We start from the raw sequence: 15,239 nt of genomic DNA on the forward strand, positions 1-15,239 counted from the left end.
TTTCAGCGGGACCAGTAGTTGGGGGCTTCAGCGGTGAGCTGGATGTCGTGGGGATGCGATTCGCGCAGCCCGGCGGCGGTGATCCGCACGAACCGGCCACGTTCCTGCAGCTCCGGCACCGTGCGGGCCCCGGAGTAGAACATCGACTGCCGGAGTCCCCCGACGAGCTGGTAGGCGACCGCGGCGAGTGGCCCCCGGTAGGCCACCTGCCCCTCGATCCCCTCCGGCACCAGCTTGTCGTCGCTGGTGACGTCACCCTGGAAGTAACGATCCTTGGAGTAGGAGGCGGAGCGGCCACGTGCCGCCATGGCGCCCAGCGATCCCATGCCCCGATAGGCCTTGAACTGCTTGCCGTTGATGAACACCAGGTCGCCCGGGCTCTCCTCACAGCCGGCCAGCAGGGAACCGAGCATCACGGAGTTGGCCCCGGCCACGAGGGCCTTGGCGATGTCTCCGGAGTACTGGAGCCCGCCGTCACCGATCACGGGAACCCCGTGCGGCCTGGCCGCCCTGGCCGCGTCGTGGATGGCCGTGACCTGCGGCACACCGACCCCGGCGACGACCCGGGTGGTGCAGATGGAGCCGGGCCCCACCCCGACCTTGATGCCGTCCGCTCCGGCCTCGACCAGTGCGTGGGCCCCGGCGTAGGTCGCGACGTTGCCACCGATGACGTCGACCCCGGCCGCCAAGGGCTCGGCCTTGAGGCGGCGGATCATCTCCACCACTCCCCGCGAGTGGCCGTGCGCCGTGTCGACGATGATGCAGTCCACCCCCTCCTCGACCAGTGCCATGGCGCGCTCCCACGCGTCGCCGAAGAAACCGACCGCGGCGCCCACCCGCAACCGGCCCGCGTCGTCCTTGGCGGCGTTGGGGTACTTGTCGGCCTTGACGAAGTCCTTGAGCGTGATCATGCCGGACAGCCTGCCCTCGCCGTCGACGATGGGCAGTTTCTCGATCTTGTTCCTCGCCAGCAGGGCCAGCGCATCCTCACCCGAGATCCCGACGGGTGCGGTGACCAGCGGCATCCGGGTCATCACCTCGTGGACGGGGCGATCCCCGTTGTCCTCGAACCTGAGGTCACGGTTGGTGATGATCCCGACCAGGTGTTCCTCGTGGTCCACCACGGGCACCCCGGAGATGCGGTACTGGGCGCAGAGCTCATCGACCTGACTGAGGGTGGCGTCAGGGCTGATGGTCACGGGTTCGGTGACCATGCCCGCCTCGGAGCGCTTCACCTGGTCGACCATGTGCGCCTGGTCCTCGATGGACAGGTTGCGATGGAGGATGCCGATTCCCCCCTCGCGCGCCATGGCGATGGCCATCCGGGCCTCGGTCACGGTGTCCATCGCGGCCGAGGCCAGCGGGATGTTGAGGGTGATGTTGCGACTGAACTGCGTCGCCGTGTTCGCCTCCGAGGGGATGACATCCGACTCGTTGGGCTGCAGCAACACGTCGTCGAAGGTCAGTCCGAGGGTCTCGAAGGGTGCGGGCACACCGGCAGGGGTGAGGTTGGCCACCAAGGTCTCCTTCGCCAGGGGAACAGCAGGCCCGAGTCTATCGCGGAAGCCGGTTGCGCTCCCCAGCGACCTCACGGATGTACACTGAATGAACGTACAGCTGGTTCATTCAGTCAAGGAGGACCCATGCCACGCTGGTTGCTCATCTCCCTCATCATCGTCGCCGTCATCGTGGTGGCGATCCTCGTCATGCCACGCCAGTCCCACAAGGGCGATCCCGCGAAGGTGGAGCGCACCTTCAGCGCCGAGGAGCAGTCCCTCATCGACTCCCGCACCGTCACCCCGGAGGAACTCGCCGCCAACGACGGACTCGACGGGCGCCCCGCCTGGATCGCCGTGAACGGCGTCGTCTACGACGTCACGGAGCGGTGGCAGGAGGGCCGCCACCACGGGCTGTCGGCCGGGCGCGACCTCACGGAGGAGTTCATCAACTCCGGACACCCCGGCTCGGTCCTGCCGAAGATGAAGGTCGTCGGCTCCTTCGCACGCTCCTAGGATGAAGGCATGCCGATCACGCCCGACCCGATCCTGGCCGCCGCCCGGGAGGAGTTCGCCCAGCACGGCTACGCACGGGCGGGCATGGCGAACATCGCCAGACGCGCCGGCATCGCCGTCGGCAGCCTCTACAACTCCTTCTCCTCGAAGAAGGACCTGTTCACCGAGGTCTACCTCATCGAGAACCGGGAGGCGAAGGCCGCGCTGCTCGCCGAGATGGACTGGTCCGAACCCAGGCAGGCCATCACACAGTGGGTCGCGGCCACCATCGCCACGGCAAGGGACAACCGCATCCTGGCCGAGTGGTTCGGTGATGCGCTCGGTGTGCACCTGCGGGCCGCTGCCGCCGCCGAGTTCTCCTGCGGCCTCCTCGAGCCGGCGTTGGCGTCCAGGATCAGTGAGTGGCGCGCCCGGGGTCTGGTCGCGGACGAGGTCAGTGACGAGTTGCTCGAGGAGCTCTACCTGGCGATGACCACCCTGGACCGTTCGGGCGCGGTCTCGTCCAGAGCCGTCGAATTCCTCATGACCGCTCTTCTCGAGAAGATCTTCCCCAGCGCCGGATGAGCAGCCGGTCGCTGGAGGCGTGCCAGCCACGGACGATGGCGACGATCCGCACGGTCGTGACCAGGGCCGCCGTGCCCGACATCCCGAGGACGCCGGCCAGGCCCAGGGCGTCCAGGGTGACGGTCAGCACCCCGCCCAGCAGGGCGGGCACCACGTAGAGCCGGGAGTGCCGCCTGAAGACCAGGGGAACCTCGGAGGCCAGGACATCGCGCAGGATGCCACCACCCACCCCGGTCACCGCCCCGATGAGGGCGGCTGCGACGGGGTGCAGGCCGTACTGGAGCCCCCTGAGGGCACCGTCCACGACGAACAGTCCGAGTCCGATGGCGTCGAAGACCAGCAGCGGGGCACGTTCCCGGGCGTTCGGGGGCACCGTGAACATCACCACCAGACCCGTGGTGGCCGCGAGCCCGATCATCCACAGCTCCACGAGGGCCGCGACGGGCACCGCCCCCATCATCAGGTCGCGCATCACGCCACCGCCGACCGCAGTGACACAGGCCAGGGTGACGATCCCGACCCCGTCCATGTCCCGACGCTTGGCCGCAAGTGCCCCCGAGACCGCGAAGGCGATGATCCCGAAGGCGGCCAACCCGCCACGGGTCAGCGTCACAAGATCCCACACGAGGATTCAGACCTGCCGTCTCAGTCCTCGTCGTCCTCGGGCAGGTAGGAGCACAGCGCCGTGGCCGACGGCACCACGTAGACCGACCCGCTGAGCGGCGTGGTGAAACGGGTCAGGGCATCGCGCACCCCGTCGACCCCGGCCATCCTCCGCAGCATCTCGAACTGCCGGTACTGGTCCTTGCTGAAACCGACGAACAGGGTGCCGTGGTCCCCGGTCACGCCGTAGGCGACGTTGCGGCGCAGGATGTCCAACTCCTCACCGTCGTGCTCCACGACCGTGCGGGAGACGTGTGAGGTCTCCGGCATCACGTCCTCGGGCAGCTCGATGCTGTCCGGCTTGGTCCGCCCGATGACCTCCTCCTGCTCCTTCTCGCTGAGGGTGAGCCAGTGCTTCTCGTGACGCCACTGCTGGAACAGCAGCACCGAGGAGCCGGCACCCGGCTCCCCCGGAGCGACGCAGGCCGCATCGGCCGCCTCCACCAACGGCGGGTTCTCACTGCCGTCGATGAAGCCGGTGAGGTCGCGGGACTGCTTGTAGTGCCAGCCCGAGAGCTCCGCTGCGACCTCCGCCAGCCCGGCGACGGCGGAGCGCAGCTCCGAGGTCCGGTCGAACAGCACCGCACGCTCGGCACCAGCCAGCCACACCCAGACATCGTGCGGGGTGGCGGGGATCTGGTAGCCGGACTGTCCGGTGATGGGTTCTGCCCAGTCCACGACGTCGGCCGGCGTCTCGTCGGGCTGCAGGGCCCGCCAGAGGCTCGGGCGGACCCCGATCACCATGTTGCAGCCTCCCTCCGTGTGGTTGGCGGGCAACTCCATGAGGCGACGGAGCACCTCCTCCAGCGCGTCGGGACGGACGAGGTCCAGCTCCAGGTAGGCGTTCTCCGGGGTACCGAGGGCGAAGATTCCAGGCTGCGGGATGGTCATGGGAACACGTTAGCGCCCCACTGCGACATTCTCGCGCCGCCGAACCGGGAAGGACAACCGCACGGGACGGGATCAGCCCTCGACCCAGGTGGATCCCCGGTCGAAACCGGTGCTGGCGGACCACGACGCATGCTCCGCCAACCGCTCCGGACGACCGTGCTGCTGCTGGATCCGTTGACCGGCCCTCAGCCGGATCTCGTTGTCGTCGATGACCAGTCCGGTCGGCTGGTCGTCGTTGCGGTAGATGTAGGCGTTGACGGCGTCGTGGAACCTGTTGCCCGTGATGGTGAGCCCCATCGGGAGCTCCTCGGAGTAGGAGAGCAGGTGGACCCCTCCGGCCTCCTTGTCCGGGCGTGCCCGGTACCCCCACCCGACACCGGCGTCGGTGCAGTGGTTCCCGGTGAAGGTGCAGTCGACGTATCCCGCGCCCTCACCGTCATGGCGCAGCTCCCGCAGGAGAGCGCCGTGCTCGTCACGGACGGCCTGCCCCCTGGACCAGATCTCGAAGGACTGGCTGCACCGGGTGATGCGGTTGTCCCGCACGTGCACGTCGGACCAGCCGTGACGGAGCACCGGTTCGTCCTTCGTGGTCTCCACCACCTGCTCGCCCTGCAGGGTGACGGCCACGTCGTAGACGTCCTGGATGACGTTGCCCTCGACCAGGACGTCATGGCTGTTGATCCACATCTCCACCCCGTTGCCGTAGCGGGTGCCGGGGACGGGGAAGGTGAGCAGCTCGCTGCCACCGATCTCCCGGATCCGGTTGCCCCGCACCCGGACCCCCCTCGCGTCGAGCACCTGCACCCCGTGGCCACCACAGCCCACGAGGTCCAGCCCCTCGATGGTCATGTCGCTCACGGCCTGGAACAACCTGCCGTCGACCGCGGCCAGCACCTCACCGCGTCGGCTCGGGTTGTCCTGGCTGTGGACGGTGAGGGTGCCCTCCCCGAGATCACAGCACCAGTCCCAGTCGTGGATGAGTTCGTCGGGGCTCATCCTCCGCCCCGTGAGGAACTCCCCGTTGACACGGAGCAGGCCGACGTTGACATCGGTGGTCGAGCGGTTCCCGGTGTGGGTGCCGGGGTCGTCCAGCTGGATCCGCCACCGGTTCCGGCCGAGGGCACGCCAGGCATCAGGGCGGTCCAGCACCTTGTAGCCCACGATCCGGGGACGTTCCCCACGGCCGTAGGCCCCGAAGGTGATCCGGCCCTCCCCCTGGAGGGAGCCGAGGTCGCTGAACTGGCCGTGGAACCGGTGCCCGGCGTGGAACAACACGGTGTCCCCGCGCACGACCTCCCCCCGCTCGATGGCCTGCAGCACCCGGGGGATGGTGGCCCAGGGCCTGGCCACGGAGGTTCCCGGGTCCTCGTCCCGGCCCTCGGTGGAGACGTGGAAGGTGTTTCCGGAACTCGGCATGGCTGCTCCTGTGGGAGGCGGCCGGCACGACGACCGCGGTGTCGGAAGGGTGGATGGCGACGCCACCAGCGTAAGAGCGCTCTCACTTCACTGCAAGACCACCGGCGGGAGGGCTCACGTCTTGATCGCGCCATCGGTCAGTCCCCTGAGGAACTGGCGGGAACCGAGCATGAACACCAGCAGCAGTGGGGTCACCGCGATCACAGCACTCATCATGAGCATCCCGTAGTCCGTGCCGTGGGCGGTCTGCAGCTGGGACAGTGCCACCTGCAGGGTCAGCTGGTTCGGGTTCGTCAGCACGATCAACGGCCACAGGAAGTCGTTCCAGGAGCCGATGAAGGTGAAGATGCCGAGGAACGCCAGCGCCGGTCGGGCCGCGGGCAGGGCGACGTGCAGGTACTGCCGGAAGAAACCACACCCGTCGATGGTGGCGGCCTCCAACAGCTCGACGTGGACCGCACTGGTGAAGTACTGCCTGAGCCAGAAGATCCCGAAGGCGTTGGCGAAGGCCGGGAACATCACGGCCTGAAGCTTCCCCACCCAGCCGATCTCACTCATGATGAGGAACAACGGGATGGTCGAGAGCTGCCCCGGCAGCAGGAAGGTCAGCATGATGATCCCGAACAGCACACCACGCCCCTTGAAGGAGTACTTCGCGAAGGCGAAGGCGGCGATCGAGTCCAGGAACAGCACCACGGCGGTCACCACGAGGGCGACCAGACAGGTGTTGGCCATCGCGGCCCACACGTTGACCGTGTTGATGACGGTGAGGAAGTTCTCCATCCCGCGATCCCCGGGCAGCAGCGGCGGCGGGAACTCGTAGATCGCGGCGGAGCGGTGCGTGGACAGCACGAACATCCAGTAGAAGGGGAAGAAGGCCAGCAGCGCCCCGACGATGAGGAAGGCGTGCCTGCCGATCGCGCTCAACCGGATGGGACGACGACGGGTCACCGTGCTCACGACTCCCTCCCCCTGGCCGCGAACCAGTTGATGATGGCGAACACCAGCACCACGCCCACCACCCCCCAGGCGATGGCGGCACCGTAGCCGTACCGGTTGTCCTTGAAGGCCGCGGCGTAAAAGTACATCACCATCGTCAACCCGGAGTTGCCGACCCCGCCACTGGCCGCCGCGCTGCCGACCTGGGAGCTGGTCAGCACCTGCGACTCGGTGAACGACTGCAGGGACCCGATGGTGGACATGATCGTCACGAACAGCACGATGGGTCGCAGCAGCGGCAGGGTGATGGTGAAGAACTGCTTCACCGACCCCGCCCCGTCGAGGGCCGCCGCCTCATAGATCTGACGCGGGATGGACTGCAGCCCCGCCAGGATGATGAGCGCGTTGTACCCGACGAAGCTCCATGTGGTCAGCGTCGCGATGGCGATCTTGATCCCCCACTCGGTCTGCAGCCACCGGATGTTGCTCATCCCGACGGCGTTGAGCAGGGCGTTGGCCACCCCGAAGTTGCTGGAGAAGATGGAGCCGAACAGGATGCCCATCGCCACCAGTGAGGTGACGTTCGGCAGCAGGTAGGCCACCCGGTAGGTGTTGGAGAACCGGGTGACGCTGTTGAGCGCCAGCGCGACGAGGGTGGCCAGGGTCAGACACGGCACCGTCGACATCACCCACAGGATGAGGGTGTTGACCAAGGATTTCCAGAACAGCTTGTCGGTGACGAGCCATTCGTAGTTCTTCAACCCGATGAAGCGGGCCTCCCCCAGCCCGGACCAGCTGGTCAGCGAGATGTAGGCGGTGAAGATGATCGGGATGGCCGAGAACACCAGGAAGAGCAGGTAGTAGGGCGAGACGGCCAGGTAGAGCGGGAGAGCACGTCGCCCCCGCACACCCAGCGTGCCGGGCTCCTGGCTTCCCGTGCGGGGGCGACGACTCATCAGAGGCTCAGCCCTTCCTGCTCGGCCAACCGCTTGGCGGCCTCGACGGCGTCGTTCCAGGCCTGCTCCGGGTCCTTGCCGCTGGCCTCGACGAGCTGGAGCTCGGCGTAGAACGGCCCACTCACGGTGCCGTTGGCCGGGTGCTCGTGGAGCGGACGGACCGTCTCGGCGGCCCTGGCGAAGAGTTCTCCCGCAGCCTGGCCCCCGAGGAACTCCACCGGCGCCTTCAGCTCGTCGGAGGCGAAGGCCGCCGAGTTGGCCGGGAAGTTGCCCTTGTCCACGTACTCGAGGATCTGGTTCTCGGGGTTCAGGATGTGCAGGATCACCTCGAGGGCCTGTCCCGCGTCGGCCGTCCCCGCCGGGATGGCCAGGAAGGAGCCACCGTTGTTCGTCGCCTCGCCGGGGTGCTCACACACGTGCCACGTGCCCGCGGTGTCGGGGGCATCCACCATGAGGTCGGCCAGGTGCCAGGAGGCCCCGAAGTCGGCGGGGAGCTTGCCCGCTGCCACCGCAGCCGTGGAGTCCGGGGAGTTGGAGGTGAGCGCTGCCGAGATGCCCAGACCGTGGGCCTTGACGGCCCGGTCCCAGGCCTCACGGATGTGGGTCTCACCGCCGATGAACTTGTGGGACCTGTCGATGAAGTTCATCCCGGACTGCTGCACCATGATGTCGAACAGTCCTGAGATGTTGCGGATGAGGAAGGTCTCGGCATCCTTGCCCTTCATCTCCACGCCGAGGGAGAAGTACTCGTCCCAGGTCCGGATCGCGGCCCCGAGGGCATCGGGCTCCGAGGGCAACCCCATGGCCTCGAGGATGTCGAAACGGTAGAACAACGCGGTGGGGCCGATGTCGATGGGAATACCGAGCTGACGACCATCCTCGGTGGTGGCCTGGGCCCACTTCCAGTCCAGGAAGTCCCCCTTCTTCTCCGCTGCACCCAGCGTGTTGAGGTCGACGAAGTAGTCCGCCTGGGCGGCGAAGAAGGCGATGTCCTCACCCTTGACCCCCGTGATGGAGGGCTTGGCCTCCTTGCCCTGGAGGGTCACGGAGAGCTTCTGCTTGAAGTCGCCACCGATGACGTCCTGGCGCAGCGAGACGTTCGGGAACGTCGTCCTCACCGAGTCCAGGACCTGCTGGGCGAAGCCCTCGGGCCAGGTCCACAGCACCATCTCGGCGGCCTCACCGGATGCTCCGGCGGAGCCTCCTGAAGGGCTCGTGGTGGGGTTGACGGCCGTGGAACAGGCCGTGAGCGCGGTCGCCAGCGAGGCGACGCCTCCGAGGGTGAGCACTCCGCGACGAGAGATGCGGCAGGTGGTCATGGTCCTTCTCCTTGGATCTTTCACTTGGCTGCGGGCCACACAGCCGGGGCCTCACCGGGCAGGGGATGACACGGTTCCCCGTCGGGGGAGTGCACGTCCTGGTGCGTCATCCGCTTCCTCCATCGTTGAGGGCATCCTGCTGGCCTTGGCTCAGGTTAGGATGCACGGTCTTGAGTGTCAATGCTTGAGTTTGAAGTTTTTTGATCGTTCTTGTTGCGCACCGACCGAACCAGGGCTAAGTTTGCGGCATGCTGAAAGAGGCGCGGCTCCAGGCGATCCTCGACCACCTCCGCGAGCGGCAGGTGGAGAGCACCGCCGCGCTCGTCGACGCCCTGGGGGTCTCGGCCGCCACGGTCCGACGCGACCTCGACGAGCTGGTCTCCTCCGGGCTCGTCACCCGAGTCTTCGGTGGGGCCAAGCTCACCATCTCGGAGGCCGTCGACGAACCCTTCGACGAGGTGCTGCCCCGCAACTCCACCGCGAAACGCAGCATCGCCCGCCTCGTCGCCACCCAGCTCCAACCCGGCAGCACCGTCTTCCTGGAGGCCGGGACCACCTGCTGGGAGGTGGCGATGGCGGCACAGGAGATGGAGTTGACGGTGGTGACCAACTCCCTGCGCATCGCCGAGCTCCTGCTCCCCCACCCCGGCATCGAGCAGATCCTCCTGGGGGGCAGCGTCAACCGGGAGTACCTCTGCACCCAGGGGGCAGCCGCGGTCACCGAGATCGGCAACCTCCTGATCGATGTCGCGGTCATCGGCTGCTCGGGGGTCGGGGAACGTCACGTGCTGCGCGACACCAGCCAACGGGAGCTGGAGGTCAAACGGGCGCTCCGGGCGAGCTCCTCACGGCTGATCCTCGCCGCCGACCACGGCAAGTTCCCCGGAATCGGGGCCTACACCGCCCTGGACCTCACCGAGGTCGACCTGTTGGTCACCGACCGTCCCCTCGCCCCTGCCTGGGCCGACCCACCGACGAAAGTGCTCCACCCATGAGACTGACCCTGCTCGGAGGAGGCGGGTTCCGCGTCCCCCTCCTGTTCCGCACCCTGTTGGCCGACCGCAGTGACCGTCGCGTCACCGAGCTGAGGCTCTGGGACACCGACCCCACGCGTGTGCACACCGTGAACCGCATCCTGCACGCCATGGCCGAGGGGCGCCCCACCGCCCCGGATGTCATCGTCGCCAACTCCCTCGAGGAAGCGGTGCGGGGCAGCGACTTCGTCTTCAGCGCCATCCGGGTCGGCGGCACCAGCGGTCGGGCGGCCGAGGAGGAGATCGCCCACTGCTGTGGGGTGCTCGGGCAGGAGACCACCGGTTTCGGCGGCCTCGACTACGCTCTCCGGGGCATCCCGACCGCTCTGGAGATCGCCCGCACCGTCGCGACGGTGGCACCGCGGGCCCACCTCATCAACTTCACCAACCCCGCCGGGATCATCACCGAGGTCTCCTCCCGCGTCCTCGGCGACCGTGTGATCGGCATCTGCGACTCCCCCATCGGTCTCGCCCGGCGTGTGCTGGGCACCCTGGAGGGTGCGGGTCTGGCCCCGGTCGGCAGCGCCCGTGACGTCATCGCAGGCGACGACCGCCTCCGGATGGACTACGTCGGTCTCAACCACCTGGGATGGCTGCAGCACCTCGAGGTCGAGGGCGTCGACGTGCTTCCCCGCCTGCTGGAGCGCCCCGACCTCCTCGAGTCCTTCGAGGAGGGGCGACTCTTCGGCGCCGCCTGGCTCCAGTGGCTGGGTTCGATCCCGAACGAGTACCTGCACTACTACTACTTCGCGCGCGAGACCCGCCTGGCCGACGAGCAGCTGGAGGCCACCCGGGGGATCTTCCTCGCCCGGCAGCAGGCAGAGTTCTACCGGCAGGCGGCCGACCTGGACGGCCCGGCGGCCTTCGCCCTGTGGGAGGCGACCCGGCTCCGACGCGAGGAGACCTACATGGCCTCCAACCGGTTGGCCGCCGGTGGCCTCACCCGTGACGAGGAGGACCTCGCCTCCGGTGGGTACGATCGGGTGGCGCTGGCGGTGATGAAGGCCCTGGCCTTCGACGAGGCCACCGACCTCATCGTCAACTTCCGCAACGGTTCCCGGCTGCCGATGCTGCCCGCTGACACCGTCATCGAGGCGCCGTGCCGGATCGACGCGAGCGGGGTCACCCCCCTGCCGGTCTCCCCACTGCCGGACCACGCCATCGGGCTGGTGCAGTCGGTGAAGTTCGCGGAACGCACCATCATCCAGGCCTCGCTGAACGGCAGCCGGGATGACGCCGTCGCCGCCCTCGCCCTGCACCCCCTGATCGACGGGGTCGGGGTGGCGAGACGGTTGCTCGACGAGGCCACGGCCCGTTTCCCCGAACTGTCCGAGCTGTCCTGAAAGACCCCCATGCACTCCTTCGACACCGTGGTCCTGGAACGCGTCGAGCGTGTCAAGGACGACCGCATCCTTCCCCTCGTCGACACCCACCTGGGGCACCTGGACGTCGAGGCCTGGGAGGTCCCCGGCGAACCGGTGGCCCCGGTGGAGGCGCTGGCCGCCCCCTATCGTGCGATCACCCTCCCCCACCGCTGGGGAGCGGCCTGGAGCACCTGGTGGTTCCGGCTGCGTGGCACCGTGCCCGAGTTCACCGGCCCCGGACGGCTCCGGCTGGAGGTGGACCTGGGATTCGCCGACGCCTGGCCGGGGAACCAGTGCGAGGGACTGCTGTTCACCCCCGACCTGCGGGTGCTCAAGGCCATCAACTCCCGCAACCGTTCCTGCCCCCTGGACGCCGCCGCGGGCGAGCCGGTGGAGTTCCTCGTCGAGGCGGCCGCCAACCCGGACCTGTTCGCCGACGGCTGCAGACCGACCCGCCTCGGTGATGTCCTCACCGCCCCGAAGGAGAGCATCTACACCCTGCGCAGCGCCGAGTTCCGGGTGCGTGACGAGACGCTGTGGGGGCTGTTCCACGACCTCGACCTGTTGTGGGACCTGGCGGGTCACCTGCCCGTCGGTTCCACCCGACGCGCGGTGATCTGCCGACACCTGGACCGGGCGATGGACGTCCTGGACCTCCACGACGTCCCCGGCAGCGCCCAGGCCTGTCGGGACGCCCTGGCCCCGGTCTGGGAGGCCCCGGCCGTGGCCTCCGCCCTGGAGGTCACCGCCATCGGTCACGCCCACATCGACTCGGCCTGGCTCTGGCCGGTCCGGGAGACCATCCGCAAGGTGGCGCGGACCTTCAGCAACGTCGTCGCCCTGGCCCGCGAGTACCCGGACCTCCGGTTCACCGCCACCAGCGCCCAGCAGTACGCCTGGCTCAAGGAACGTCATCCGGAGGTCTTCGAGGAGGTCAGGCAGGCGATCCGTGACGGCCGCTGGTTCCCCTCCGGGGGCATGTGGGTGGAATCCGATGTGAACATGCCGGGCGGCGAGGCCCTGATCCGGCAGTTCACGATGGGGACCCGGTTCTTCCAGCGGGAACTCGGGGTGCGCAGCCGCACCCTGTGGCTGCCCGACTCGTTCGGGTACCCGGGCAACCTGCCGCAGATCGCCGCCCGCTGCGGCATGACCGGTTTCCTGACCCAGAAGCTGTCGTGGAACCAGCACAATCAGCTCCCCCACTCCACCATGTGGTGGGAGGGGATCGACGGGACACGCCTCTTCACCCACTTCCCGCCGGTCAACTGCTACGACTCCGAGATCAGCGCCGAGGAACTGAACCGCGCCGTCGACAACTACCGGGAGAAGGGGTGGGCGACTCGTCAGGTGATCCCCTTCGGCTACGGCGACGGCGGGGGTGGCCCCACCGCCCGGATGGTGGAACGGATCCGTCGGCTGGCCGATCTGGAGGGGGCGCCCCGGATGACGATGGGCGACCCCGACTCCTTCTTCGAGGCCGCCAGGGCCGAGTACCCGGATGCCCCGGTCCACGTCGGTGAGCTGTACCTGGAGTACCACCGGGGCATCTTCACCTCGCAGCTCGAGATGAAGCAGGGCAACCGCCGCTGTGAACACGCCCTCCGGGAGGTGGAGTTCCTGTGGAGCCTGGCCCTGCTCACCGGCACACCTCGCGACTCCTTCCCGGCGGACCGGTTGGAGGTGCTGTGGCGAAAGGTACTGCTCAACCAGTTCCACGACATCCTGCCCGGTTCCTCGATCGCCTGGGTGCACCGGGTGGCGCGCGAGGAGTACGCCACGATCCTGGCGGAACTGGAGCAGCTGGCCGACGACGCCGTCGCGGCCCTGAGGCGGAGCAGGCCGGACTCCGTCCAGGCCGTCGTCAATCCCCATGCGCACCCGGTGACCCGGGTGCTGGACGTGGCCGGGACACCGACCCTGGTCACCGCTGCGGGGCTGTCCGTCACGCCCGTCGCGGAGGCCGTCCGGGAGCCATCGGCACCGGCGACAGCACAGCGTGCGGGTGACGACGTGGTGCTGGAGAACTCCCGACTGCGTGCCGTGATCGGCCCCGACGGGGACCTGACACGCCTCACCGATCTGACCGCCGGGCGCGACCTCCTGCTGCCCGGGATGGTGGGCAACCAGCTGCGGGCCTTCGAGGACGTGCCGAACGCGTTCGACGCCTGGGACATCGAGCGGCACTACCTCAACCCCGGCAACGAGATCCCGGTCCCCGCGGCGCGGCAGGTGGAGATCATCGGTGACGGGGTGCGGGCCGAGGTGCGGATCACCCGTCGGCTGGGTCACTCCGAGATCATCCAGCACATTGTGCTGGAAGCGGATGCCGCCCGACTCGACTTCCGGGTCTCGGTGGACTGGCAGGAGCGCGAGACCCTGCTCAAGGCGTCGTTCCCGCTCGCGATCCATGCCCGCGACCATGCGGCCGAGGTGCAGTTCGGACACGTGCGTCGCCCGCTGCACGAGAACACCTCCTGGGACTTCTCCCGCTTCGAGGTGCCTGCGGGCCGCTGGCTGCTCGTCGACGAACCCGGCTACGGGGTCGCGGTGGTCAACGACTCCAACCACGGCCACGACGTCCAGCCCCTGCCGGGTGGCACCCGGGTGTCGCTGTCCCTCATGCGCTCCCCGGTCTTCCCCGACCCCGAGGCCGACCGCTCACACCGCACATTGTGCTACTCGCTGGTGCTCGACGCGGACCCGGTGGTCGCCTCCCACGAGGGCCACGCCCTCAATCTCCCACCCAGGCTCGTGACGGCCCCCGCCGTGGAGTTCGGGAGGCTGGGGGTCGAGGGCGCCCACGTCGAGGCCGTGCTGCCTGCCGAGGACGGCTCCGGGGACCTCATCCTGCGGCTCCACGAGGGCCGCGGGGCCCGCGCCACTGGAACACTGCGACTGGCCTTCGACGCCACCGTCGTGGAGGTGGACCCGTTGGAGGACCCGGTGCCCGAGCCACGCGTCCGGCTGACCTCCCCCGGTTGCGAGGTGCCGCTCAGCCTCACCCCCTTCACCATCCTGACCCTCCGCATCACTCCTGAAGGACAACGATGAAGCTCCTGCTCATCGGCGTCGACGGTGTCCGCATCGACGTCGCCGTGCCCGCTGCCCTGGCCGCCCACCCGGGATTCGCCGCCCCTGACCACCCGGCCGATCCCCGGTTCGCGGCGGAGGCGGCACCGCCGGATCGTCCCACGATGCCCCCTGCCGACCCCGAGCGTCCCGGGGCCCGGACCCTGGCCAGACTGATCGACGGTGGGCTGGTCGCCCCGGTGTGGATGACGCCACCCACCGATTCCGGGCCGGGCTGGTCCAGCCTGCTGACCGGCACCACCCACGAGCAGAACAACGTGTGGTGGAACGAGTTCGTCGGCCACCGGCTGGCCGAGTGCCCGGACCTGCTGTCGAGGGTGTTCTTCGCCGATCCCCGCGCCCTCACCTATGCCGGGTCCACCTGGGATGCGCTGGTGGGGGGCGTCGGGCCCGTGATCCACCAGCGGGTGGACCAGCAGCGTGCGGGGCGACACGTCTCGTTCATGGCCCGGGACTTCACGCGTGGCTGCGTCAGCGCCGACGTCGAGGTGCGCAGCCACGCCTGCCACCACCTCAACCATGTCGGCCCGGATGCCGCGTTCGTCTACGTCGAAGGGGTCGACGAGGCCGGGCACCGTCACGGCGCCGCGTCGCAGGAGTACCTCACAGCCATCGGCGAGGTCGACGAACACGTGCGGGCCCTGGTCAAGGCCGTCGCGGAACGCTACGAGGCGCTCGGTGAGGACTGGCTCATCGCGGTGGTCACCGACCACGGCCACAAACCGGAGGGCGGTCACGGCGAGGACGAGGTGGAGGTACGTCGCTCCTTCCTCATCCTGCACCGTCTGGGCGGCCCCGTCGAGATCCCGGAACGGTGGCAGGACGACGGTGGGCGTCTGCGCACGTTGCGCAGCCATGAGGTGACACCGCTGCTGCTGGAGCTCATCGGGGTGCAGGGCGGCAGTTGGACCCCCGACCACGAGGTGGGGGTCGCCACGGACATCCCGTCCGTCGGTCCCACCCGCGACCTGACCTACGAGTGGTGACC

General features: G+C 68.7%; 13 protein-coding genes. 6 read left to right on the forward strand and 7 right to left on the reverse strand.

The window, feature by feature from the left end; genetic code table 11:
• Positions 1-2: 2 nt before the first annotated feature.
• On the reverse strand, positions 3-1,517 hold the full coding sequence (gene guaB / locus EII34_RS03230) for an IMP dehydrogenase (protein ID WP_124842870.1): 1,515 nt from the start codon (positions 1,515-1,517) through the stop codon (positions 3-5).
• Between the two features lie 126 nt (positions 1,518-1,643).
• Between guaB and EII34_RS03235 the strand changes: the two genes are divergently transcribed.
• Together EII34_RS03235 and EII34_RS03240 are read left to right on the forward strand one after the other, a co-directional pair.
• Entirely contained in the window at positions 1,644-2,012 is a 369-nt protein-coding gene (locus EII34_RS03235; RefSeq protein ID WP_221620184.1) for a cytochrome b5 domain-containing protein, read from the forward strand.
• Positions 2,013-2,021: 9 nt separating this feature from the next.
• Positions 2,022-2,576 (forward strand): TetR/AcrR family transcriptional regulator, encoded by a 555-nt coding sequence (locus EII34_RS03240; protein ID WP_124842872.1) that lies wholly within the window; start codon positions 2,022-2,024, stop codon positions 2,574-2,576.
• Here the strand turns inward: EII34_RS03240 and EII34_RS03245 are convergent.
• The 6 genes from EII34_RS03245 to EII34_RS03270 all read right to left on the reverse strand — a co-directional run bounded on the left by EII34_RS03245 (position 2,533) and on the right by EII34_RS03270 (position 8,760).
• Positions 2,533-3,201 carry a trimeric intracellular cation channel family protein gene (locus EII34_RS03245; RefSeq protein WP_185711149.1) on the reverse strand — a complete coding sequence of 223 codons (669 nt, stop codon included), beginning with the start codon at positions 3,199-3,201 and terminating at the stop codon, positions 2,533-2,535. The two genes, EII34_RS03240 and EII34_RS03245, sit on opposite strands and share 44 nt — an antisense overlap.
• Positions 3,202-3,221: 20 nt before the next feature.
• Positions 3,222-4,130, reverse strand: a complete 909-nt coding sequence (locus EII34_RS03250) for a Dyp-type peroxidase (protein ID WP_185711150.1) — start codon at positions 4,128-4,130, stop codon at positions 3,222-3,224.
• A gap of 72 nt (positions 4,131-4,202) precedes the next feature.
• Positions 4,203-5,546: a right-handed parallel beta-helix repeat-containing protein gene (locus tag EII34_RS03255; RefSeq protein ID WP_124842876.1), complete on the reverse strand. Its 1,344-nt coding sequence runs from the start codon at positions 5,544-5,546 to the stop codon at positions 4,203-4,205.
• A gap of 114 nt (positions 5,547-5,660) precedes the next feature.
• A complete protein-coding gene (locus tag EII34_RS03260) occupies positions 5,661-6,479 on the reverse strand; it encodes a carbohydrate ABC transporter permease (protein WP_395858070.1) in 819 nt (272 codons plus the stop codon).
• Between the two features lie 23 nt (positions 6,480-6,502).
• The gene (locus EII34_RS03265; protein WP_124842878.1) at positions 6,503-7,441 is read right to left on the reverse strand and encodes a carbohydrate ABC transporter permease; all 939 of its coding nucleotides are present in this window, start codon (positions 7,439-7,441) and stop codon (positions 6,503-6,505) included.
• Positions 7,441-8,760: an ABC transporter substrate-binding protein gene (locus EII34_RS03270; RefSeq protein ID WP_124842880.1), complete on the reverse strand. Its 1,320-nt coding sequence runs from the start codon at positions 8,758-8,760 to the stop codon at positions 7,441-7,443. Before EII34_RS03270 ends, EII34_RS03265 begins: the two co-directional genes overlap by 1 nt.
• Before the next feature lie 248 nt (positions 8,761-9,008).
• On the opposite strand from EII34_RS03270, the gene EII34_RS03275 reads away from it, so the two are divergent.
• The 4 genes from EII34_RS03275 to EII34_RS03290 are packed head-to-tail and all read left to right on the forward strand — an operon-like array spanning position 9,009 to position 15,237.
• Complete coding sequence (locus EII34_RS03275) at positions 9,009-9,755, forward strand: DeoR/GlpR family DNA-binding transcription regulator (RefSeq protein ID WP_124842882.1); 747 nt, start codon at positions 9,009-9,011, stop codon at positions 9,753-9,755.
• Positions 9,752-11,137, forward strand: coding sequence for a family 4 glycosyl hydrolase (locus EII34_RS03280; protein ID WP_124842884.1), 1,386 nt, complete (start codon positions 9,752-9,754; stop codon positions 11,135-11,137). Before EII34_RS03275 ends, EII34_RS03280 begins: the two co-directional genes overlap by 4 nt.
• 9 nt (positions 11,138-11,146) lie before the next feature.
• A complete protein-coding gene (locus EII34_RS03285) occupies positions 11,147-14,212 on the forward strand; it encodes an alpha-mannosidase (RefSeq protein ID WP_124842886.1) in 3,066 nt (1,021 codons plus the stop codon).
• Entirely contained in the window at positions 14,209-15,237 is a 1,029-nt protein-coding gene (locus EII34_RS03290) for an alkaline phosphatase family protein (protein WP_124842888.1), read from the forward strand. Before EII34_RS03285 ends, EII34_RS03290 begins: the two co-directional genes overlap by 4 nt.
• The last annotated feature ends 2 nt before the right edge of the window (positions 15,238-15,239 follow it).

The organism is Arachnia propionica (assembly GCF_003859805.1).
GTDB lineage: Bacteria > Actinomycetota > Actinomycetes > Propionibacteriales > Propionibacteriaceae > Arachnia > Arachnia propionica_C.

Bases quoted from the DNA above. Each gene is read 5' to 3' on its own strand.
- EII34_RS03270 (WP_124842880.1), bottom strand. From the start codon at position 8,760: ATGACCACCTGCCGCATCTCTCGTCGCGGAGTGCTCACCCTCGGAGGC.
- EII34_RS03265 (WP_124842878.1), bottom strand. From the start codon at position 7,441: ATGAGTCGTCGCCCCCGCACGGGAAGCCAGGAGCCCGGCACGCTGGGT.
- EII34_RS03275 (WP_124842882.1), top strand. From the start codon at position 9,009: ATGCTGAAAGAGGCGCGGCTCCAGGCGATCCTCGACCACCTCCGCGAG.
- EII34_RS03240 (WP_124842872.1), top strand. From the start codon at position 2,022: ATGCCGATCACGCCCGACCCGATCCTGGCCGCCGCCCGGGAGGAGTTC.
- EII34_RS03290 (WP_124842888.1), top strand. From the start codon at position 14,209: ATGAAGCTCCTGCTCATCGGCGTCGACGGTGTCCGCATCGACGTCGCC.
- EII34_RS03250 (WP_185711150.1), bottom strand. From the start codon at position 4,130: ATGACCATCCCGCAGCCTGGAATCTTCGCCCTCGGTACCCCGGAGAAC.
- EII34_RS03255 (WP_124842876.1), bottom strand. From the start codon at position 5,546: ATGCCGAGTTCCGGAAACACCTTCCACGTCTCCACCGAGGGCCGGGAC.
- EII34_RS03280 (WP_124842884.1), top strand. From the start codon at position 9,752: ATGAGACTGACCCTGCTCGGAGGAGGCGGGTTCCGCGTCCCCCTCCTG.
- EII34_RS03235 (WP_221620184.1), top strand. From the start codon at position 1,644: ATGCCACGCTGGTTGCTCATCTCCCTCATCATCGTCGCCGTCATCGTG.
- EII34_RS03285 (WP_124842886.1), top strand. From the start codon at position 11,147: ATGCACTCCTTCGACACCGTGGTCCTGGAACGCGTCGAGCGTGTCAAG.